This window comes from Streptomyces griseicoloratus, assembly GCF_014534645.1.
GTDB lineage: Bacteria > Actinomycetota > Actinomycetes > Streptomycetales > Streptomycetaceae > Streptomyces > Streptomyces griseicoloratus.
The window spans coordinates 22,509-41,662 of record NZ_JACVQF010000227.1; the positions used below are offsets into that span (position 1 = coordinate 22,509).

21 protein-coding genes are annotated in these 19,154 nt (G+C 72.9%); 10 read left to right on the forward strand and 11 right to left on the reverse strand.

Features of this window, described 5'->3' with window-relative positions; genetic code table 11:
* The first annotated feature begins 5 nt into the window (after positions 1 to 5).
* Complete coding sequence (locus H0H10_RS33090; protein WP_188184868.1) at positions 6 to 941, forward strand: TauD/TfdA family dioxygenase; 936 nt, start codon at positions 6 to 8, stop codon at positions 939 to 941.
* 135 nt (positions 942 to 1,076) lie between these two features.
* Positions 1,077 to 2,531 (forward strand): FAD-dependent oxidoreductase, encoded by a 1,455-nt coding sequence (locus H0H10_RS33095; protein ID WP_188184869.1) that lies wholly within the window; start codon positions 1,077 to 1,079, stop codon positions 2,529 to 2,531.
* A 181-nt stretch (positions 2,532 to 2,712) separates the two neighbouring features.
* On the opposite strand, the gene H0H10_RS33100 is transcribed toward H0H10_RS33095, so the two are convergent.
* From H0H10_RS33100 to H0H10_RS33140, 9 genes are all read right to left on the reverse strand, one after another.
* Complete coding sequence (locus H0H10_RS33100) at positions 2,713 to 3,489, reverse strand: SDR family oxidoreductase (RefSeq protein ID WP_188184870.1); 777 nt, start codon at positions 3,487 to 3,489, stop codon at positions 2,713 to 2,715.
* A gap of 44 nt (positions 3,490 to 3,533) precedes the next feature.
* Positions 3,534 to 4,592: a ferredoxin--NADP reductase gene (locus tag H0H10_RS33105; protein ID WP_188184871.1), complete on the reverse strand. Its 1,059-nt coding sequence runs from the start codon at positions 4,590 to 4,592 to the stop codon at positions 3,534 to 3,536.
* Positions 4,585 to 4,812, reverse strand: coding sequence for a hypothetical protein (locus tag H0H10_RS33110; RefSeq protein ID WP_188184872.1), 228 nt, complete (start codon positions 4,810 to 4,812; stop codon positions 4,585 to 4,587). The genes H0H10_RS33105 and H0H10_RS33110 overlap by 8 nt, the downstream gene beginning before the upstream one ends.
* A gap of 1 nt (position 4,813) precedes the next feature.
* Positions 4,814 to 5,974, reverse strand: coding sequence for a 3-ketosteroid-9-alpha-monooxygenase, oxygenase component (locus H0H10_RS33115; protein WP_188184873.1), 1,161 nt, complete (start codon positions 5,972 to 5,974; stop codon positions 4,814 to 4,816).
* Positions 5,975 to 6,012: 38 nt separating this feature from the next.
* On the reverse strand, positions 6,013 to 7,035 hold the full coding sequence (dmpG, locus tag H0H10_RS33120) for a 4-hydroxy-2-oxovalerate aldolase (protein ID WP_188184874.1): 1,023 nt from the start codon (positions 7,033 to 7,035) through the stop codon (positions 6,013 to 6,015).
* 12 nt (positions 7,036 to 7,047) lie between these two features.
* The gene (locus H0H10_RS33125) at positions 7,048 to 7,959 is read right to left on the reverse strand and encodes an acetaldehyde dehydrogenase (acetylating) (RefSeq protein ID WP_188184887.1); all 912 of its coding nucleotides are present in this window, start codon (positions 7,957 to 7,959) and stop codon (positions 7,048 to 7,050) included.
* 7 nt (positions 7,960 to 7,966) lie between these two features.
* The gene (locus tag H0H10_RS33130) at positions 7,967 to 8,749 is read right to left on the reverse strand and encodes a 2-keto-4-pentenoate hydratase (protein WP_188184875.1); all 783 of its coding nucleotides are present in this window, start codon (positions 8,747 to 8,749) and stop codon (positions 7,967 to 7,969) included.
* Positions 8,750 to 9,379: 630 nt separating this feature from the next.
* Positions 9,380 to 10,291 carry an SDR family oxidoreductase gene (locus H0H10_RS33135; RefSeq protein WP_188184876.1) on the reverse strand — a complete coding sequence of 304 codons (912 nt, stop codon included), beginning with the start codon at positions 10,289 to 10,291 and terminating at the stop codon, positions 9,380 to 9,382.
* 41 nt (positions 10,292 to 10,332) lie between these two features.
* Positions 10,333 to 11,109: an SDR family oxidoreductase gene (locus tag H0H10_RS33140; RefSeq protein WP_188184877.1), complete on the reverse strand. Its 777-nt coding sequence runs from the start codon at positions 11,107 to 11,109 to the stop codon at positions 10,333 to 10,335.
* Positions 11,110 to 11,187: 78 nt separating this feature from the next.
* Here H0H10_RS33140 and H0H10_RS33145 point away from each other — a divergent pair, with 78 nt between their 5' ends.
* Genes H0H10_RS33145 through H0H10_RS33180 form a run of 8 tightly spaced genes read left to right on the forward strand, consistent with a single transcriptional unit; the run spans position 11,188 to position 17,514 of the window.
* On the forward strand, positions 11,188 to 11,955 hold the full coding sequence (locus H0H10_RS33145) for an enoyl-CoA hydratase family protein (RefSeq protein ID WP_188184878.1): 768 nt from the start codon (positions 11,188 to 11,190) through the stop codon (positions 11,953 to 11,955).
* A complete protein-coding gene (locus tag H0H10_RS33150) occupies positions 11,952 to 12,818 on the forward strand; it encodes a CoA transferase subunit A (protein WP_188184879.1) in 867 nt (288 codons plus the stop codon). Before H0H10_RS33145 ends, H0H10_RS33150 begins: the two co-directional genes overlap by 4 nt.
* Entirely contained in the window at positions 12,815 to 13,588 is a 774-nt protein-coding gene (locus H0H10_RS33155; protein ID WP_188184880.1) for a CoA-transferase subunit beta, read from the forward strand. Before H0H10_RS33150 ends, H0H10_RS33155 begins: the two co-directional genes overlap by 4 nt.
* Positions 13,585 to 14,649 carry an NAD(P)H-dependent flavin oxidoreductase gene (locus H0H10_RS33160; RefSeq protein WP_188184881.1) on the forward strand — a complete coding sequence of 355 codons (1,065 nt, stop codon included), beginning with the start codon at positions 13,585 to 13,587 and terminating at the stop codon, positions 14,647 to 14,649. The genes H0H10_RS33155 and H0H10_RS33160 overlap by 4 nt, the downstream gene beginning before the upstream one ends.
* 58 nt (positions 14,650 to 14,707) lie before the next feature.
* Entirely contained in the window at positions 14,708 to 15,673 is a 966-nt protein-coding gene (locus tag H0H10_RS33165; RefSeq protein ID WP_188184882.1) for a tyrosine-protein phosphatase, read from the forward strand.
* A gap of 1 nt (position 15,674) precedes the next feature.
* A complete protein-coding gene (locus tag H0H10_RS33170) occupies positions 15,675 to 16,592 on the forward strand; it encodes an LLM class F420-dependent oxidoreductase (protein WP_188184883.1) in 918 nt (305 codons plus the stop codon).
* Positions 16,589 to 16,921 carry a hypothetical protein gene (locus H0H10_RS33175; RefSeq protein WP_188184884.1) on the forward strand — a complete coding sequence of 111 codons (333 nt, stop codon included), beginning with the start codon at positions 16,589 to 16,591 and terminating at the stop codon, positions 16,919 to 16,921. The genes H0H10_RS33170 and H0H10_RS33175 overlap by 4 nt, the downstream gene beginning before the upstream one ends.
* A complete protein-coding gene (locus tag H0H10_RS33180; protein WP_223180820.1) occupies positions 16,918 to 17,514 on the forward strand; it encodes a Dabb family protein in 597 nt (198 codons plus the stop codon). Before H0H10_RS33175 ends, H0H10_RS33180 begins: the two co-directional genes overlap by 4 nt.
* A 117-nt stretch (positions 17,515 to 17,631) precedes the next feature.
* On the opposite strand, the gene H0H10_RS33185 is transcribed toward H0H10_RS33180, so the two are convergent.
* Entirely contained in the window at positions 17,632 to 18,789 is a 1,158-nt protein-coding gene (locus tag H0H10_RS33185; protein WP_188184885.1) for an acetyl-CoA C-acetyltransferase, read from the reverse strand.
* Positions 18,790 to 18,816: 27 nt separating this feature from the next.
* Positions 18,817 to 19,154, reverse strand: a 338-nt coding sequence (locus H0H10_RS33190; RefSeq protein ID WP_507227374.1) for a TetR-type transcription factor C-terminal domain-containing protein, incomplete at its 5' end; no start/stop codon positions are given.

Genomic DNA, 19,154 nt, shown 5'->3' on the forward strand with positions numbered 1-19,154 from the left:
AGACCATGGTGACGGACACGACGTGGCGGCCCCGCGAGGTGACCCCTCAGGGCGCGGGTGCCGAGGCGAGCCCGGCGGGCCTGCTGGACCTGCTGGGGCGACTCGACCTCGCCGAGCTGCTGACGGCGGAGAAGGCGCTGGTCTTCCGGGGGTTCGGCGTCACACCCGGCACGCACGGCAGCGTCGTCGACGCGCTGCTGCCCCGGCGGCTGGCGTACGTGCACGGCAACTCGCCGCGCACCAAGGTGGGGGACAACGTCTACACGTCGACGGAGTATCCGGCGGAGTTCGTCATCTCGATGCACAACGAGCTGTCGTACGCCTCCTCCTGGCCGACCCGCCTGCTCTTCTACTGCGAGCAGGCCCCGCACACCGGTGGGGCGACGCCCGTGGTGGACGGGGCGCTGTGGCTGCGGTCGCTCGACGCCGAGGTGCGGGAGGCGTTCACGGCGGGCGTGCGCTATGTGCAGAACCTGCACGACGGCTACGGGTTCGGCAAGAGCTGGCAGGACACGTTCGAGACGGACGACCGGTCGGCGGTGGACGCCCACCTGGCCGGTACGGGCGCGGAGTGGACGTGGACCCGGGACGGGACGCTGCGCATCACCCACCTCAGGCCGGCGACCGTACGGCACCCGGTCACGGGCGCGGAGGTGTGGTTCAACCAGGCCGACCAGTTCCACTTCGCGGGCCTGGGCGAGCACGGCGCCCAGGTCCGGGAGGTCCTGCCGGAGGAGGAGCTGCCGCAGTCGGTGACCTTCGCCGACGGCCGTGCCGTGCCGGCCGAGTACATCGCGCACATCCAGGAGACCGGCCTGAAGCTGGCGGTCGACGTGGACTGGGCGGCCGGGGATCTGCTGTTGATCGACAACGTGCTCGTGGCACACGGCCGCCGCCCCTTCACAGGCCGCCGGCGGGTGCTGGTCGCCATGTCCGGCTGACAGTGATCCGATGTGCGGGTCAGCAGCGGGACAGGCCCGCGTGGCTTTTCCCGGCCACCGGGAGCTTCGGCGTGTGTCGCGCGACACGGCCGCCCTACGCTCCTTCCCTCATTCCCGAGGCGAGGGGACGACGACATGAGACCGTACGCAGCAGCGGACATCGGCACCTGGGACCTCACCGCGGACGTGGTGGTCGCCGGATACGGAGTGGCCGGAGCCGCGGCCGCCGTGGAGGCCGCGCACGCCGGAGCCGAGGTGCTGGTGCTGGAACGGGCCGGCGGCTGGGGCGGGGCCGCCGCCCTGGCCGGCGGATTCGTCTACCTGGGCGGGGGCACTGCCCTGCAGCGCGCCTGCGGCTTCGACGACTCGCCGGAGGCGATGGCCACGTTCCTGATGGCCGCGATGGGGCCGGGAGCCGACGCGGCGAAGATCTCCGCCTACTGCGAGGGCAGCGTCGCGCACTTCGACTGGCTCGTCGGCTGCGGCGTACCGTTCAAGCCGGTCTTCTACGGTGAGCCCGCCTGGGAACCCGCCGGTGACGAAGGCCTGATGTACTCCGGCGGCGAGAACGCCCACCCGTTCGACGAGATCGCCGAGCCCGCGCCGCGCGGCCACCTGCCGCAGATGGACGACAAGCGCACCGGCGAGCGCGGCGGCGGATACATGCTCATGAAGCCCCTGGTGAAGACCGCCGAACGGCTCGGCGTCAAGGCCCACTACGGCGTGCGGATCGAGCGGCTGGTGGTCGAGCGGGACGGCAGGGTGTGCGGCGTGGTCGCGCGCAGCCACGGGGAGCGGGTCACCGTACGGGCCCGGCGCGGCGTGGTGCTCGCCACCGGCGGCTTCACCTACAACGAGGAGATGCTGGCGGCACACGCCCCGCTGCTGATGGGCCGTCCGGGCTCGGCGGTCGAAGAGCACGACGGCATCGCGGTGAAGCTGGCCCAGGCGCTGGGGGCGGGGGTCGCGCACATGGACGCCTGCGAGGTCGCCATCCACATGGACCCGCAGTACCTGATCCGCGGGATCGTGGTCAACGGCCGGGGCCAGCGGTTCATCAACGAGGACACCTACCCCGGACGGATCGGCCAGGCCGCCCTCTTCCAGCAGGGCAACCGGACGTTCCTCGTTCTCGACGAGGAGGGGTTCGAGGAAGCCCGCCGGGTCTCCGCCGCGCCGGACGTCCTGCAGCTGCCGCCGACGTGGGTGTGCGAGTCCGCGACCGAGCTCGCCGCGGAGATGGGGCTGCCCCCGGGAGCGCTGGAGGCGACGCTGGAGGTGTACAACCGGCACGCCGAGGACGGCCGGGACCCGCTGCTGGGCAAGGCCGCGCGCTGGCTGCGGCCGCTGCGCGGCCCGCTGGGCGCCGTGGACCTGGAGGGCATGACCTCGGGGTTCGCCCTCGGTGGGCTGACCACCGGCACGGACTCCGAGGTGCTGCACGTGAACGGGGAGCCGATCCCCGGACTGTATGCGGCGGGCCGGGCCACGGCCGGCATCGCCGCCTGGGGATACGCGAGTGGCGCCTCGCTCGGCGACGGCAGTTTCTTCGGCCGCAGGGCGGGCCGCAGCGCTGCGCTGAACCGGTAGCGCGGTCGTGGGCGGGTCGCGGGACGCGGCTCGCCCGCATGGCCGGCGGCCGCGGGCGGGGCAGGCCGGTGAAGCGGAGGTGGCTGCGCGACGTGCCGACCCTGGTGGGGGGAGGCCGGGTGGCCGCGACTCCCCCTGCTGGAGAAGGCGGCGAAGGTGCTCAGCTCCTCGATGTGTGTGGTCACCAGGTGCTGTCGCCGCGCAGGACCGCGTCGGCGCCGCCGTCGGCGAAGACCACTTGCCCGGTCACATGGGTGTTCTCGGGGGAGGTCAGCCAGGCGATCAGCGGGGCGATCCGCTCGGGGCGGGCGTGGCCGTGCAGCGGCATCGGCACGCTCCGCTCGACGAGCTTCAGCATCTCGGGGTCGTCCAGCAGGGGCTGGGTCATCGGGGTGATGACCACGCCGGGGCCGACGGCGTTGAGCGGGATGCCCGCCCCTGCCCAGTCGTCGGTGACGGCGGAGCGGCGGATCCAGCGGGAGATCGCGGCCTTGGAGGAGGAGTAGACGAGGTGCCCTTCCCCGCGGTCGACGGCTGCCCGGGAAGCCGCCACCGCCGCCTCCTCGTCCCCGGCGAGCGCGGCGTCCACGATCGCGGGGTCGGTCGGGTGTACGGAGTCGATGGAGCCGACGACCAGGGCCCGGGGGTCGGTGCCGGCGGCCAGCAGCGGGCGCAGCCCCTCCAGGGTGGCGACGGCGCCGAAGTGGTTGACCTTGATGGTGAGCGGGTCGAACTGTGCCGTTCCCGCGCAGGAGATGACGGCGTCGAGGCGGCCGCCGGTCAGCTCGCGGGCGCGGGTGACGAGTTCGGCCCGGCCTTCGGCCGTGGACAGGTCGGCGGAGATGTCGCTGTCCTTGACGTCGGCCCCGATCACGGTGTGCCCCTGTGCGCGCAGGAGGTCCACGGTGGCCCTGCCTATGCCGGAGGCCGCTCCGGTGACCAGATGAGTACGGGTCATGGCCTGTTCCTTCCGGGGACGGGGACCTCGAGCCCCCTGCGGTGTCAGGAGTAGGTGATCTCGACCTGGTCGGTGAGGGGCACGGCCTGGCAGGCCAGGACGTACCCTTCGGCGATGTCCTGGTCGTCCAGGACGTCGTTGCGGAGCATCTTCACCTCGCCGGCCACGACCCTGCAGGTGCAGGCGCTGCAGGCGCCCTCCCGGCAGGAGTACGGGGCGTCCATCCCCGCGGCGAGGAGGACGTCGAGCAGCGGTGTGCCCGACGGCCAGGCGACCGTGCGGGTCTCGCCGTCGAGTTCCACGTCCGCCGTGCTGTCGCCCTCGGCCGGCGCGCACTCCCCGGCGGCCGGGGCTTCGAAGACGTCGCCGCTGAGGGAGAAGAACCGCTCCCGGTGGATCCGGTCGCCCGGCGCGCCGAGCGCGCGCAGGCACTGCTCGGCGGCGTCCATCATCGGCCCCGGACCGCAGACGAACGCCTCGCGGTCGGCGTACGGCGCGAGCACGGCGGCCAGCCGTTCCGCGACGGGGAGCCCCTGGAGCGACTCCAGCCAGTGGACCACCAGCAGCCGGTCCGGGTGGTCCTCGGCCAGTCTCCGCAGCTCGTCGCGGAAGACTACGGAGGACTCGTCGCGGTTGGCGTACAGGAGCGTGAGTCGGCCCTGCCCCCTCGCCAGGGCCGACTTGGCGATCGACAGCACCGGGGTGATGCCGCTTCCCCCGGCGACGAGCAGCAGGTCCGTGTCGAGGGAGTCCGGCGTGAAGGTGCCGGCGGGCGGCAGCGCCTCCAGCTCGTCCCCCACCGCCACGTGGTCGCAGACCCAGTTGGAGCCGTACCCGCCTGCCACCCGCTTGACGGTGACCTTCATGGGCTCACCGGTGTGCGGTGAGCTGGCCAGGGAGTAGCAGCGGGCGGCCGCCCGACCGTCCGCGCCGGGCAGCTTCAGGGTGAGGAACTGCCCGGGGCGGTAGGCGAAGCGGTCCGCGCTCTCCGGCGGCGCCTGGAGCACCAGGGAGTGCGCGTCGGCCGTCTCGGCGATCACCTCTGTGACACGCAGCCGGTGCGTGCGCGACCCGCTCGTCGGTCCGGTCGCCGGCTCAGACATCGGCGACCTCCAGGGTGCCGTCCTCGACCGCGCGGTCGATGCTCCTGCGCAGCGCCCGGCACGTCCGGATCCGGGCGGTGGTCCCGCCCTCGGGCACCCGGCCGCGGAACTCCGTGCAGACGACGGCCGCGTCGGCGGTCCACTGCACCGAGGTGTGGGCCGGGCTGAACTTCTCGCAGAGGACCTGGTTGCCGCAGGTCACGCACTCCACCGGCTGCATGTCAGGCTCCGGGCTCCGTCTTCTTCTCCGTCCCACGGCGGGCGAGGTTGTCGGCGACCTCGGCGCGCCAGGCCTTGTTGGCCCGCTCGGTGTCCACCTCGAACTCGAACCGGCGCACCATCTCGTCCTTGACGTCGGCGACGTCGACGTAGAACTGCTCGTACCAACGCCGCATCTGGTAGACGGGACCGTCCTCCTCGGTCAGCAGCGGGTTGTCGATCCGGGTCTTGTTCTTCCAGATCTCCACGTCCTGTTCGAAGCCGACGGTCGCGCCCTGAGCGGTGGCCCGTGCGGCCTCGGCGGCCTGCTCGTCCGTCATCCCGGGGAGTCGCCTGACGATCGCGCCGTACTGGAGCATGAAGCTGTTCTCGTCGATCGGGTAGTGGCAGTTGATCAGGACGATCTCCATCTCCAGGCCGCCGCCGACGTCGCTGTAGAGGTAGTCGATCATGTACGAGGGGCCGTAGTACGAGGCGTCGGACCGCAGGCGGCCGGCGCTCAGCGTGCCCAGTTCCATGTCGCCGCGCGGGCTGGACTCCATGTACTGGGTGGCCACGTGCCCCTCGAAGACGTTCTTGAAGTACTCCGGGAAGGCGTAGTGGACGTAGTAGAAGTGCGCCATGTCCACGATGTTGTCCACGATCTCGCGGCAGTTGGAGCCCTCGACCCGGAGGGTGTTCCAGGTCCAGTCGCTCCACTCGCCCGCGTCCGGGCCGTGGATGCCGGCGATCTCGGGGATGGTGACCTCGGGCGGCGGGGGGTTGCCCTCGGGGTCGTGCCAGACGAACAGCTGCTTGTTGCGCTCCAGGGTGGTCCACGCGCGGGTGCGGGCGCGCGGCGGCACCCGGCGCGCGTAGGGGATGCCGGCGCAGCGGCCGTTGCCCGCCCAGCGCCAGTCGTGGAACGGACAGGCCACCGCGTCGCCCTTGATGCTGCCGTGGGCGAGGTTGCCGCCCATGTGCGGGCAGTAGGCGTTCAGGACGTGCAGCTCGCCGTCGTCCTGGCCCTGGAAGACCACGAGTTTGGTGCCGAAGGCCTCGATCTCGTGCGGCTTGCCGTCCTTGAAGCCGTCGGCGAGGCCGAGGCAGTGCCAGCCCCGGGCGAAGCGGGCGGGCGGCCTGCCCGCGTCGATGACCCGGACCTCGTCGTTGAGAGCAGTCATCTTGTCCCTCCGGTGTCGGCTGCCTGCGACAGGCGGCCTCAGTTCTGGGCGGCGAGTTCCACTGCGATGTCGATGAGCTGGTCCTCCTGGCCGCCGACGAGGCGGCGCTCGCCCGCGCGCAGCAGGATTTCGGCGCCCGAGACGCCGTAGCGCTCGGCCTGCCGGTAGGCGTGCTTGAGGAAGCTGGAGTAGACCCCGGCGTGGCCCATCAGCAGGGCGAGCCGGTCGAGCCGGCACTCGTCGTCCATCACCGGCCGGACGACGTCCTCGGCCGCGTCGATGATCTTCAGTACGTCGACGCCGGTGCGGATGCCCATCTTGGCGCAGACCGCGACCAGCGCCTCGACGGCGGTGTTGCCGGCGCCCGCGCCGAGGCGGCGGGTGGAGCCGTCGATCTGCAGGGCGCCGGCCTTGATGGCCGCGATGGAGTTGCCGGTGCCGAGGGCGAGGTTCTCGTGTCCGTGGAAGCCGACCTGGGCGTCGTCGCCGAGTTCCGCGACCAGGGCATCGACCCGGGCGGTGACGTCGTCCATGACCATGGCGCCGGCCGAGTCGACGACGTACACGCACTGGCAGCCCGCGTCGGCCATGATGCGGCCCTGGCGCGCCAGGTTCTCGGGCGTGGTCGAGTGGGCCATCATCAGGAAGCCGACGGTCTCCAGGCCCATCTCACGGGCGAGTCCGAAGTGCTGGACGGCGATGTCGGCCTCGGTGCAGTGGGTGGCGATGCGGCAGATGCTCGCGCCGTTGCCGTGGGCGGCGCGGATGTCGTCCTTGACGCCGAGTCCGGGGAGCATCAGGAAGGCGATCCTCGCCTGCCGCGCGGTGTCCACCGCGATCTTGATGAGCTCCTGCTCGGGGGTCCTGGAGAAGCCGTAGTTGAAGGACGAGCCGCCGAGGCCGTCGCCGTGCGTCACCTCGATCACCGGAACACCGGCGTCGTCGAGGGCGGCGACGACGGACCGTACGTCCTCGCCCGTGAACTGGTGCCGCTTGGCGTGCGAGCCGTCGCGCAGAGAGGAGTCGGTGATGCGGATGTCAAGGGTTTGCGAGTAGGGCATGCGGGGAGCTCCTTACGCGCCCGGGGCGAGGAGCGCCCTGGCGAACTCCTCACCGACCTTGGTGGCGGCGGCGGTCATGATGTCGAGGTTTCCGGCGTAGGGCGGCAGGTAGTCGCCCGCGCCCTCCACCTCCAGGAAGATCGCGACGCGTGCCATGCCGCCGTTCTCGGGGCGCGGGTCGTCGAACTGCGGCTCGCTGCGCAGCCGGTAGCCGGGGACGTAGGCGGCGACCTGCTCGGCGACCTCCTTGACGGACTGGGTGATCGCGGCCCGGTCGGCGTCCTCGGGGATCGCGCAGAAGACGGTGTCGCGCATGATGACGGGTGGCTCGGCGGGGTTGAGGATGATGATCGCCTTGCCGCGCTCGGCGCCGCCGATGGTCTCGATGCCGCGGGAGGTGGTGCGGGTGAACTCGTCGATGTTGGCGCGGGTTCCGGGTCCGGCGGAGACCGAAGCGACGGATGCGACGATCTCCGCGTACGGCACGGGGACCACCCGGGAGACCGCGTACACCATGGGGATGGTGGCCTGCCCGCCGCAGGTGATCATGTTGACGTTGGGCTCGTCGAGGTGCTCGCGCAGGTTGGCGGGCGGTACGACGGCGGGGCCGACGGCCGCCGGCGTCAGGTCGACCGCCTTGATGCCGAGCTCGGCGTAGCGCGGGGCGTTGGCCCGGTGGACGTAGGCGGAGGTGGCCTCGAAGACGATGTCGGGAAGTTCGTCCCGGGCGAGCAGCCAGTCGACGCCGTCGGGGCTGGCCTCCAGACCGGCGTCGCGGGCGCGGGCGAGGCCCTCGCTGGCGGGGTCGACACCGATCATCCAGCGGGGCTCGACGAGCGGGGAGCGCTGCAGCTTGTGGAGCAGATCGGTACCGATGTTGCCCGATCCGACGATCGCGGCGCTCGCCTTGGTCTTGGTGGTCATCATCACCTCAGGTGAACGAGAGGGACACCGGGCCCAGCCCGGTGAACTCGGCGGTGAAGGTCTGGCCGGCCGTCACGTCGACGGCCCGGGTGCACGAGCCGGGCAGCACCACGTGCCCCTTCCGCAGGGGCACGCCGAAGCGGGCCACGGTGCGGGCGAGCCAGGCGACGGAGACGGCCGGGTCGCCGAGTACGGCGTCGCTGCGGCCCTCGGCCAGCAGCTCACCGCCGTGGGTGAGCCGCGCGTCGATCGCCTTGAGGTCGAGCCCGCGGGGGTCGCGGCCCTCGCCGATGACGTATCCCGCCGAGGAGGCGTTGTCCGCGATGGTGTCGGCGATGGTGATCCGCCAGTCGCGGATCCGGCTGTCGATCAACTCCAGTGCCGGCACGACGCGTTCGGTGGCGGCGAGCACGTCCGCCGGGGTGCAGTTCGCGCCCGGCAGGTCGTCGCCGAGGACGAAGCCGACCTCGACCTCGATGCGCGGGTAGCAGTAACGGGAGACGGGCACGGGGCGGTCCTGGCTCAGCTCCATGTCGTCGAGCAGGTGGCCGTAGTCCGGCTCGTCCACGCCCATCATCTGCTGCATGACGGGGGACGACAGGCCGACCTTGTGACCGCGCACCTGGGCCCCGGCTCCGACGCGGCGCCGGATGTTGATGAGCTGGATCTCGTACGCGTCCTCGGTGCCGATCTCCGGGAAGGCCTCGGTCAGCGGGGCGACCGGCGTACGGCTGTGCTCGGCGGAGCGCAGGATCTGTGCCGCGCGCTGCCTCTGGGGGTCGGTGAGCATGGGGGTCCTCTGCGGGGCGTTGGGCTGTGCCGGGAGGCTAAGCGGGGTGCCCTCCGGGCCGGGAGCGTGAATTCCCGCTGACCGGGAAAGGGGCGACGCGAAGACGCGGAACGGGCCCGGGAGCCGCGGCCGCGACTCCCGGGCCCGTCGACGAGGGCACCGCCATGACGGCAGGCCGGGCCGCAGAAGCCTCCGCCCCGGCGCCGGCACCGGCGAACCCGGCTGGCCCAGCGGACCGTCAGGCCCAGCGGACCGTCAGGCCCAGCGGACCGGCGGGTCGGTCGGCCCGGCGGAACGGCAGGCCCAGCGAACCGGCGGATCGGTCGGCCCAACAGGCCCAGCGCCCCAGCGGGTCGGTCGGCCCGGCGGATCGGGCGGCTCGGGTGATCGGGCGGCTCGGGGGATCGGAGGCCCCGGCGGATCGGGCGGCCCGACAGGCCGACAGGCCCAGCGGCTGGCGGGTCGGGCGGCCCCGGCAGGCCCGACAGGCCCGGCGGCCCGACAGGCCCAGCGGCTGACGGGTCGGGCGGCCCCGGCAGGCCCGACAGGCCCGGCGGCCCGGCAGGCCGGCCTGCCCGGCAAACCCCGCAGACCCGGCAGGCCTCGCAGGCCCCGCAGCCCCGCCGCCTCCTACCGCGCCCCGTACACCGGCTGGGGCGGCTCCGCCGTGGCCAGCAGCTTCAGGGCGGTCTCGCCCGCCTCCGCCGGGGTCCAGCGGGCGCCCTTGTCCGCGGAGGGGCCCGGCCGCCAGCCCTCCATGACGGTGATCCGTCCGGCCTCGGCCTCGAAGACACGGCCCGTCACCCCCGCGGCGGCGGAGGAGCCCAGCCAGACGACGAGCGGGGAGACGTTCTCCGGGGCCATGGCGTCGAACGCGCCGTCCTCGGGGGCCGCCATGGTGTCGGCGAAGGTCTGCTCGGTCATCCGGGTGCGGGCGGCCGGGGCGATGGCGTTGACCTGGACGCCGTAGCGCGCCATCTCCGCCGAGGCGACGAGCGTCAGGCCGACGATCCCGGCCTTGGCGGCGGAGTAGTTGCCCTGGCCGACACTGCCGAGCAGGCCGGCCCCGGAACTGGTGTTGACCACGCGGGCCTCGGGCGTACGGCCGGACTTGGCCTCGGCGCGCCAGTGCGCCGCGGCGTGCTTGAGCGGCAGGAAGTGGCCCTTGAGGTGGACGCGCATGACGGCGTCCCAGCCGTCCTCGTCAAGATTGACGAGCATGCGGTCGCGCAGGAATCCGGCGTTGTTGACGAGGGTGTCGAGGCGGCCGAACGCCTCCAGGGCGGTGGCGACGAGCGAGGCCGCGCCGTCGGCGGTGGCGACGTCGCCGCCGTGGGCGACCGCTTCCCCGCCGAGCGCGCGGATCTCGTCGACGACCTGCTGTGCCGGCCCGTCGGCGCCTCCCGTGCCGTCGAGGCCGACGCCGAGGTCGTTGACGACGACCTTCGCGCCCTCGGCGGCGAAGGCGAGGGCGTGCGCGCGGCCGAGCCCGCGGCCCGCCCCGGTGACGACGGCGACGCGTCCGGTGCACAGTCCGGTCATGGTGGTGAGTCCCTTCGGTGAGCGAGGTGAGCGAATCCAACTCAGTTGTTGACGGTGGCGGCGTCGAGGAAGGCGGGGCGCTCCCCTCCGCCGTGGACGTGCAGCGCGGCGCCGCTGATGTACGCGGCCCGGTCGGAGGCGAGGAAGACACAGGCGTCGCCGATGTCGGCGGGCTCGGCGAGCCGGCCGAGCGGCACGGTGCGGCCGACGGCGGCGATGCCGTCCTCGTCCCCGTAGTGCAGATGGGACAGCTCGGTGCGGACCATGCCGAGGACGAGCGTGTTGACGCGCACCTGCGGCGCCCATTCCACGGCCATGGACCGGGCTGCGTTCTCCAGGCCCGCCTTGGCGGCTCCGTACGCCGCGGTGCCCGGTGACGGCCGGGTCCCGCTGACGCTGCCGATCATGACGATCGACCCGCCCCCGCTCTGCCGGCGCATCACCTCGTAGGCGGCGAGCGAGGCGGTCAGCGGCGCGACGAGGTTCAGCTCGACAATCCGGGCGTGCTGTTCCGCTCCGCCCTCGCCGAGCATCCGGAAGGGCGTCCCCCCGGCGTTGTTGACCAGGGTGTCCAGCCGCCCGTACTCGCTCCGCACCTGTTCGAAGAACCCGCCGACCGCCTTGGGATCGCGCACGTCGAGGGGGAGGAAGCGGGCCGTGCGCCCGGCCGCCTCGACCGGCTTGTCCGGGGTCCGTCGCGCACAGGTCACGACCTGCGCACCGGCTTCCAGCAGGGCGCGGGTGATCCCCGCTCCGACGCCCCGGGTTCCTCCGGTGACGACGGCGACTTTCCCGGACAGATCGATGATCGCTGCCAATGGACACCTCCCGCAGTGCGCGGACCGCTGCTATCTTCCGCCTAACAAATGTTTGGTCGAAAGGTAGCTGATCTGCTCATGGGTGTCTCCACCTCCGCCCCGGAAGAGGGCATCGCCGTCGTCACCGTGGACTTCCCGCCGGTCAACGCCCTCCCCGTGCAGGGGTGGTACGAGCTGGCCGCCGCGGTGCGCTCCGCCGGGGCCGACCCGAAGGTGCGCTGCGTGGTGCTCACCGCGGCGGGCCGCGGTTTCAACGCCGGCGTCGACATCAAGGAGATGCAGCGCGCGACCGGGCACGACGCCCTGATCGGCGCCAACCGCGGCTGCTACGAGGCGTTCGGTGCGGTCTACGACTGCGAGGTCCCGGTGGTCGCGGCCGTGCACGGCTTCTGCCTGGGCGGCGGCGTCGGCCTGGCCGGCAACGCCGACGCCGTCGTCGCCGCCCATGACGCGACCTTCGGCCTGCCCGAGCTGGACCGGGGCGCGCTCGGCGCGGCCACCCACCTCGCCCGGCTGGTCCCCCAGCACCTGATGCGGGCGCTGTACTACACCTCGCGCACCGTCACCGCGCAGGAGCTGCGGCAGTACGGCTCCGTGTGGCGGGTCGTCCCGCGCGAGCGGCTGATGGACGCCGCGCTGGAGCTGGCCCGGGAGATCGCCGCCAAGGACGGTTACCTGGTCCGACTCGCCAAGGCCGCGATCAACGGCATCGACCCGGTGGACGTCCGCCGCAGCTACCGCTTCGAGCAGGGGTTCACCTTCGAGGCGGGCCTCAGCGGCGTCGCCGACCGCGTCCGCGACACCTTCGGCACCTCCGCCACCACCGGGCAGGAGGAGCAGTCATGAGCAGGGACAAGACGATGACCGCCGAGGAGGTGGTCGGCCGCCTCCGGAGCGGGATGACGATCGGCATCGGCGGCTGGGGTTCGCGGCGCAAGCCGATGGCGCTGGTGCGCGCGCTGCTGCGCTCGGACGTCACCGACCTGACCGTGGTGAGTTACGGCGGCCCGGACGTCGGGCTGCTCGCCGCCGCGGGGAAGATCCGCAAGCTGGTGGCGGCGTTCGCGACCCTCGACTCCATGCCCCTGGAACCCCACTTCGGGGCGGCCAGGCAGCGCGGCGCGTTCGAGATGGTGGAGCTGGACGAGGCCATGTTCATGTGGGGCCTGACCGCGGCCGCGCACCGGCTGCCGTTCATGCCGGTCCGGGCCGGTCTCGCCTCGGACGTGATGAGCGTCAACCCGTCGCTGCGGACGGTCACCTCCCCGTACGAGGACGGCGAGGAGCTCGTCGCCGTCCCCGCCCTGCGCCTGGACGCCGCACTCGTCCACCTCAACCGCGCCGACGCGCACGGCAACGCCCAGTACCTGGGCCCCGACCCGTACTTCGACGACCTGTTCTGCGAGGCCGCCGACCAGGCGTACGTCTCCTGCGAGCGGATCGTGGACACCGCGGATCTGCTCAAGGACTCCGGCCCGCAGTCCCTGCTGGTCAAGCGCGCTTTCGTGAACGGCGTCGTCGAGACCCCGAACGGCGCCCACTTCACCTCCTGCGCCCCGGACCACGACCGCGACGAGACGTTCCAGCGCGCCTACGCCCGGGCCGCCCGCGACCCCGAGGCCTGGCGGGCCTTCGCCGAGCGGTTCCTGTCCGGGGACGAGGACGCGTACCAGGCCGCGGTGGCGGCGTTCCACAAGGAGGAAGCATGAGCGGCACCGGTACGACGACGGCGACGCGGGCCGAGTACTGCGTGGTGGCCTGCGCCGAGGCCTGGCGGGGCGCGGGAGAGGTGCTGGCCACCCCGATGGGCACCGTCCCGACGATCGGAGCCCGGCTGGCGAAGCTGACCTTCTCCCCCGACCTGCTGCTGACCGACGGCGAGGCGCTGCTCATCGGTGACGTGCCGGCGGTCGGCGCCCAGGCCCGGGTGGTGGAGGGCTGGCTGCCCTACCGCCGGCACCTGGCCCTGGTCGCCACCGGGCGGCGGCACGTGATGATGGGCGCCGCCCAGCTCGACCGGCACGGCAACCAGAACATCTCCTGCATCGGCGACTGGGCCCGGCCCCGGCGGCAGCTGCTGGGGGTGCGCGGCGCGCCGGTCAACACCCTGAACAACCCGACGAGTTACTGGGTGCCACGGCACTCGACGCGGGTGTTCGTCGAGCGGGTCGACATGGTCTGCGGGGTCGGCTACGACCGCGCCGCCGCGGCCGGCCCGTCCGCGACCCGCTTCCACCGCATCCCGGACGTCATCAGCGACCTGGGCGTCTTCGACTTCGAGACCCCGGACCGCACGATGCGGCTGCGTTCGCTGCACCCCGGCGTCACGGTCGAGCAGGTGACGGAGGCCACCGGCTTCGCGCTCACCGTCCCCGACGAGGTCCCGTACACCCGCGAGCCCAGCGCCGAGGAGCTGCGGCTCATCCGTGAGGTCATCGACCCGGAGGGGCTGCGCGAGCGCGAGGTGCCGACGGCATGACGGACGTCAGGATCGAGACTCCGCTGACGAAGCTCGTGGGGGTGCGGCACCCCGTCGTCCAGACCGGTATGGGCTGGGTGGCGGGCCCCCGCCTGGTCTCGGCCGCCGCCGAGGCGGGCGCGCTCGGGATCCTCGCCTCGGCCACCATGACCGTGGACCGGCTCCGCTCCGCCGTCCGCGACGTCAAGTCCCGTACGGACGCGCCCTTCGGGGTCAACCTGCGGGCGGACGCGGGCGACGCGGCCGAGCGCGTACGGATCATCATCGACGAGGGCGTGAAGGTCGCCTCGTTCGCGCTGGCCCCGTCCCGGGAGCTGATCGCGCGGCTCAAGGACGCGGGCGTCGTCGTCATCCCGTCCATCGGCGCCAAGCGGCACGCGGAGAAGGTCGCCGCGTGGGGCGCCGACGCGGTGGTGGTGCAGGGCGGCGAGGGCGGCGGACACACCGGGAACGTCGCCACCACCGTCCTGCTCCCCCAGGTCGTGGACGCCGTCGACATCCCGGTCGTCGCGGCCGGCGGCTTCCACGACGGCCGCGGCCTGGTCGCCGCGCTGGCCTACGGCGCCGCCGGCATCGCCATGGGCACCCGCTTCCTGCTCACCTCCGACAGCACCGTCCCCGACCAGGTAAAGGCCGAGTACCTGGCCGCGACCGTCAAGGACATCACCCTCACCACGAAGGTGGACGGCCTCCCGCACCGGATGCTGCGCACCGAACTGGTCGACGCGCTGGAGCGCTCGGGCAGGGCCGCCTCGCTGCTGCGGGCGGTCCGCCACGCCGCGGCCTTCCGGCGCGACTCCGGCATGAGCTGGGCGCGGATGATCCGCGACGGTCTGGCGATGAAGCACGGCAAGGAACTGACCTGGAGTCAGGTACTGCTGGCGGCCAACACCCCCATGCTGCTCAAGGCCTCGATGGTCGAGGGACGCGCCGACCTCGGGGTGATGGCCTCCGGCCAGGTCGCGGGGCTGATCGACGATCTGCCGTCCTGCGCCGAACTCGTCGACCGCGTCATGGCCGAGGCCCACGCCACCCTCCGCGCCCTGCCCGTCGCGGGCTGAAGGGCCGCGCTCCGCTCCAGCCAGGGAAAGTCACCTCCCACCACTTGGAGTTGATCTCATGCGTGCCACCCACATCCGCCGTACGGCCGGCGCGGTGATCTCCGCCGTCGCCCTCGGCACTCTCCCCTCCCTCGCCGTGACCGACGCCACGGCGCAGACCGCCGCCACGGCCCGGCCCGACGCCGCCCCCGCCGCCGACCTCCGTCCCGGCACCGGCGCCGCCCGCCACATCGCGCTCCAGGGCGCGGTGAACGTCCGCGACCTGGGCGGCTACCGCACCGAGCAGGGCCGTCAGGTGCGCTACGGCCAGGTGTACCGGGGCGACTCGCTCAGCGAGCTCACCGACTCGGACGTCTCGGCGCTCGCCGCACTCGGCCTGCGCACGGTGGTGGACTTCCGGGTCCCGCTGGAGGTCGAACACGACGGCGCGGACCGCCTCCCGGACGGTGTCACCCTCATCTCCCGGTCCGTGAACGACCTCGGGCTGTACGCACGGACCATCGAGGCCATCGGCTCCAAGGACCCCGTCAGGCAGCAGGAGATGCTCGGCGACGGAAACGCGGAGGAGCTGATGCGCTCGATCTACCGCAGCTTCGTCACCAGCCCCGGAAACCGGAGCCGGTTCGCCGCCGTCCTGCGGGACATCGCGCACCGCAAGCAGTCCGCCCCGCTGCTCTACCACTGCACATCGGGCAAGGACCGTACGGGCTGGATGAGTTTTCTCCTGCTGCGCGCCGTCGGTGTCCCCTCCGGCACCGCGACCCGCGACTTCCTGCTCTCCAACGACTTCCGCCGCGAGGCGGACCGCAGGACCCGCGAAGGGCTGCGGCGGGCCGGTCTGATGGACAACCCGGACCTGCTCGTCCCCCTCCAGGAGGTCCGCGAGGACTACCTCGGCGCGGCTCTCGACCAGATGGACGACGACTACGGCGGCCTCGACGGCTACCTCCGCGAGGGCCTCGGCCTGGACACCGCGACGCTGGCGAAGCTCCGCGCCCGGCTGCTGCGGGGAGGGAGGGCCTGACATGCTCCGACTGGGAATGATGGCGCCGTTCAGCGACGGCCTGATCACTTCGGGCGGCTTCCTCCGCGACCTCGCGGGCACGCTGGAGGAGTCCGGCGTCGAATCGCTGTGGACGGTCGAGCACGTAGCCGTCGCCGACCGGTACGAACCACGCTATCCGTACTCCTCCGACGGCCGGATCCCGGGGAGTTCCGGGTCCGTTCCGATGCCCGACCCGCTGGAGACCATCGCTTTCCTCGCCGGGGCGTCGAACACGCTGCGCTTCGGCACCGCGATGATCGTCGCCCCGCTGCACAGCCCGGTGGTCCTGGCCAAGCGCGCCGCGACGATCGACCGGCACTCCGGCGGCCGGCTGGTGCTGGGCCTCGGCATCGGCTGGCAGAAGGAGGAGTACGCCGCCGTCGGCGTGCCCTACCGGGACCGGGGACGGCGGCTGGAGGAGTGCGTGGGCGCGATGCGCGCACTGTGGGCCGACGGCCCCGCCTCGTACCAGGGGCGCCACGTCTCCTTCGACGGCCTGCACTCCCTGCCGCGACCCGGGAGCGGGTCGGTGCCCGTCGTCCTCGGCGGGAACAGCGACCCGGCGGTCCGCCGTGCGGGCCGCATCGGCGACGGCTGGTTCCCGTACACGATCGGCCCGGAGGACTTCGCCCGCCAGGCCGGGCTGATGCGCCGGGCGGCGCGCGAGGCGGGACGGGACGAGGACGCCGTGGAGATCACGGTGTGGCCCGGCTCCCGCGACCGCGACCGCGAGTCCGATCCGTCATGGGTGCGCGGCTTCACCGACGCGGGCGCGACCCGCCTCGTCATCGCGCCCCGCATCCGGGGCGCGGACGGGCTCCTGGGCCCGCGCGGCCTGGGCGCACTGCGCGACCGGATCGACCGCTACCGCTGCGAGGTCCTGGAGAAGCTGTCATGAGCGGCGTCCAGATCATCGACACCGTCGTCCTCCCGGGCGACCAGGTCGCGGGCTGGCTGCGGCGCTGGCGCGCCGACTACCTGCCCGGCGCCCGCGACCGCGGCATGGTCGCGGAGCGCGTCTGGCGCGGCTGGACCGGCCCGGACACGGCGGCCGTCCGGATCCTGTGGGCGCTGCCGGACAGCGGCTCGTTCTTCGCCGCGCGCGCCGCGTCGGGCCGCGATCCGCGGGTCGCCGAGTTCTGGGCGCGCACGGACGAGATGGCGCTGAGCCGTGACCGCCAGGTGCTGGAGCCGGTCGGCTTCGACGGGGAAGGCGGGGCGGCATGACCCGCTGGGTGGCGCTGCTCCCGGCCGGCGAGACCGCGCCGTACGACGCGGCGGGCGGGGTCCCCGGCGTGTCGGCGTCCTCGGCGGCGCCCGATCTGCCCGGCAGTTTCGGAGGTACGGGCGCCACCTGGGACGTGACGGCGGATCAGTCGCCCGCCGTCATCGCTGCGGGGCTGGGCGTGCCGGAACCGCTCGACACGGTGGCGCTCGTCCCCGTGCGGAGCGGGGCCGTGCCGTTGTCCGGGCCGCGGGTGAAGCGGACGCTGCTGCTCGCGGTCCGGCCCGGGACGCCGGACGGTCTCGTCGCCCGGCTGGAGGCGGATCTCCTCGCCATGCCGGAGCACATCTCCACCATCCGGTCCTGGGCACTGAGCCGTGTGGACCAGTCCCTCACGCCCTCCCGGTGGACGCACGTATGGGAGCAGGAGTACGCGGACGTCGAGGGACTGACGGGGGAGTATCTGAGCCATCCCTACCACTGGACGTGCGTGGACCGGTGGTTCGACGGCGAGGTGCCGGGCGCCGGGATCGTGGAGCCGGGGCTCGCCCACGTCTACCGCTGGAGCGCGGAACCGGTGCTGGACTCGCGCTGAGGCACGGACCACACGACCTGGCACGCAGGTGCGGTCCCGCCGGCAGTCGCGTTCGCCAAGGGCGCCCCATGGAGCCGGAGCCCCACGACAGGTCGTGGGGCTCCGGCTCCGTGCGCGTCAGAGGCGTTCGATGATGGTGACGTTGGCCTGGCCCCCGCCCTCGCACATGGTCTGCAGGCCGTAACGCCCGCCCGTGCGCTCCAGTTCGTGCAGCAGGGTGGTCATGAGCTTGGTGCCGGTGGCGCCCAGCGGGTGCCCAAGAGCGATCGCGCCGCCGTTGACGTTGACCTTCTCCGGATCGGCGCCGGTCTCCTTCAGCCACGCCAGCACCACGGGGGCGAAGGCCTCGTTGATCTCGACCAGGTCGATGTCGTCGAGCGTCATCCCGGACTTCTTCAGCGCGTACGCCGTCGCCGGGATCGGCGCGGACAGCATCCGGATCGGGTCCTCGCCCCGGACGGACAGGTGGTGGATGCGGGCCCGCGGGGTCAGCCCGTGCTCCCGTACGGCGCGTTCGCTCGCGAGCAGCACGGCGGAGGCGCCGTCGGACACCTGCGAGGAGACGGCGGCCGTCAGCCGGCCGCCCTCGACCAGCGGCCGCAGGCCCGCCATCTTCTCCAGGCTGGTGTCCCGCCGCGGACCCTCGTCGGCGGTCACGTCCCCGTAGGCGACGAGTTCGCGGTCGAAGCGGCCCTCGTCGATGGCGCGGATCGCCCGCTGGTGCGAGCGCAGCGCGAACTCCTCCATGTCGCGGCGGGAGATGTCCCACTTCTCGGCGATGAGCTCGGCGCCGTGGAACTGGTTGACGGGCTGGTCGCCGTAGCGGGCCCGCCAGCCCTCGGACCCGGCGTACGGGCCCTCGGTGAGCCCGAGCGGCTCGGCCGCCTGACGGCTTGCGAAGGCGATCGGCACCTGCGACATGTTCTGGGTGCCGCCCGCGACCACGAGGTCGCTGGTCCCGGACAGCACCGCCTGGGCGGCGAAGTGCACGGCCTGCTGGGAGGAACCGCACTGGCGGTCCACCGTCACTCCCGGCACCTCCTCCGGCAGACCCGCGGCCAGCCAGGAGGTACGGGCTATGTCGCCGGCCTGCGGCCCGACGGTGTCCAGGCAGCCGAAGACGACGTCCTCGACGGCCGCCGGGTCGGCGCCCGAGCGCTCCATCAGCGCCTTCAGCACGTGCGCGCCGAGGTCGGCCGGGTGGACGGCGCAGAGTCCGCCGTTCCGCCTGCCGACCGGGGTGCGTACCGCTTCGACGATGTATGCGTCGGCCATGGCCGCTCCTTCTCTCTGTCTCCATTGTCATTCGCGGGGTGATGCGCGCAGAGCGATGCCTTCCAGCACCATCGACAGGTACTGGCGGGCGATCTCCTCCGGGCCGTGCCGTCCACCCGGCCGGTACCAGGACGCGGCGACCCACACGGTGTCGCGGACGAAGCGGTAGGTGAGCCGGACGTCGAGGTCGGCGCGGAAGACCTCGGCGGCCACTCCGCGCTCCAGCGTTCGCAGCCACGCCTTCTCGAACTTCTGCTGCGAGTCGGCGAGATGGCCGAAGCGCGGCTGGGTCTGGAGGTGCTTGGACTCCTTCTGGTAGATGGCGACCGCGGCACGGTGCCGGTCGATCTCCCGGAAGGACTCGG

Excerpts from the sequence above, each read along its gene's own strand:
- H0H10_RS33110 (WP_188184872.1), bottom strand. The coding sequence starts at position 4,812 with ATGCAGCCGGTGGAGTGCGTGACCTGCGGCAACCAGGTCCTCTGCGAG.
- H0H10_RS33155 (WP_188184880.1), top strand. The coding sequence starts at position 12,815 with ATGAGCGGCACCGGTACGACGACGGCGACGCGGGCCGAGTACTGCGTG.
- H0H10_RS33100 (WP_188184870.1), bottom strand. The coding sequence starts at position 3,489 with ATGACCCGTACTCATCTGGTCACCGGAGCGGCCTCCGGCATAGGCAGG.
- H0H10_RS33130 (WP_188184875.1), bottom strand. The coding sequence starts at position 8,749 with ATGCTCACCGACCCCCAGAGGCAGCGCGCGGCACAGATCCTGCGCTCC.
- H0H10_RS33125 (WP_188184887.1), bottom strand. The coding sequence starts at position 7,959 with ATGACCACCAAGACCAAGGCGAGCGCCGCGATCGTCGGATCGGGCAAC.
- H0H10_RS33180 (WP_223180820.1), top strand. The coding sequence starts at position 16,918 with ATGACCCGCTGGGTGGCGCTGCTCCCGGCCGGCGAGACCGCGCCGTAC.
- H0H10_RS33170 (WP_188184883.1), top strand. The coding sequence starts at position 15,675 with ATGCTCCGACTGGGAATGATGGCGCCGTTCAGCGACGGCCTGATCACT.
- H0H10_RS33150 (WP_188184879.1), top strand. The coding sequence starts at position 11,952 with ATGAGCAGGGACAAGACGATGACCGCCGAGGAGGTGGTCGGCCGCCTC.
- H0H10_RS33145 (WP_188184878.1), top strand. The coding sequence starts at position 11,188 with ATGGGTGTCTCCACCTCCGCCCCGGAAGAGGGCATCGCCGTCGTCACC.
- H0H10_RS33185 (WP_188184885.1), bottom strand. The coding sequence starts at position 18,789 with ATGGCCGACGCATACATCGTCGAAGCGGTACGCACCCCGGTCGGCAGG.
- H0H10_RS33175 (WP_188184884.1), top strand. The coding sequence starts at position 16,589 with ATGAGCGGCGTCCAGATCATCGACACCGTCGTCCTCCCGGGCGACCAG.
- H0H10_RS33160 (WP_188184881.1), top strand. The coding sequence starts at position 13,585 with ATGACGGACGTCAGGATCGAGACTCCGCTGACGAAGCTCGTGGGGGTG.
- H0H10_RS33135 (WP_188184876.1), bottom strand. The coding sequence starts at position 10,291 with ATGACCGGACTGTGCACCGGACGCGTCGCCGTCGTCACCGGGGCGGGC.
- H0H10_RS33105 (WP_188184871.1), bottom strand. The coding sequence starts at position 4,592 with ATGTCTGAGCCGGCGACCGGACCGACGAGCGGGTCGCGCACGCACCGG.
- H0H10_RS33115 (WP_188184873.1), bottom strand. The coding sequence starts at position 5,974 with ATGACTGCTCTCAACGACGAGGTCCGGGTCATCGACGCGGGCAGGCCG.
- dmpG (WP_188184874.1), bottom strand. The coding sequence starts at position 7,035 with ATGCCCTACTCGCAAACCCTTGACATCCGCATCACCGACTCCTCTCTG.
- H0H10_RS33090 (WP_188184868.1), top strand. The coding sequence starts at position 6 with ATGGTGACGGACACGACGTGGCGGCCCCGCGAGGTGACCCCTCAGGGC.
- H0H10_RS33095 (WP_188184869.1), top strand. The coding sequence starts at position 1,077 with ATGAGACCGTACGCAGCAGCGGACATCGGCACCTGGGACCTCACCGCG.
- H0H10_RS33165 (WP_188184882.1), top strand. The coding sequence starts at position 14,708 with ATGCGTGCCACCCACATCCGCCGTACGGCCGGCGCGGTGATCTCCGCC.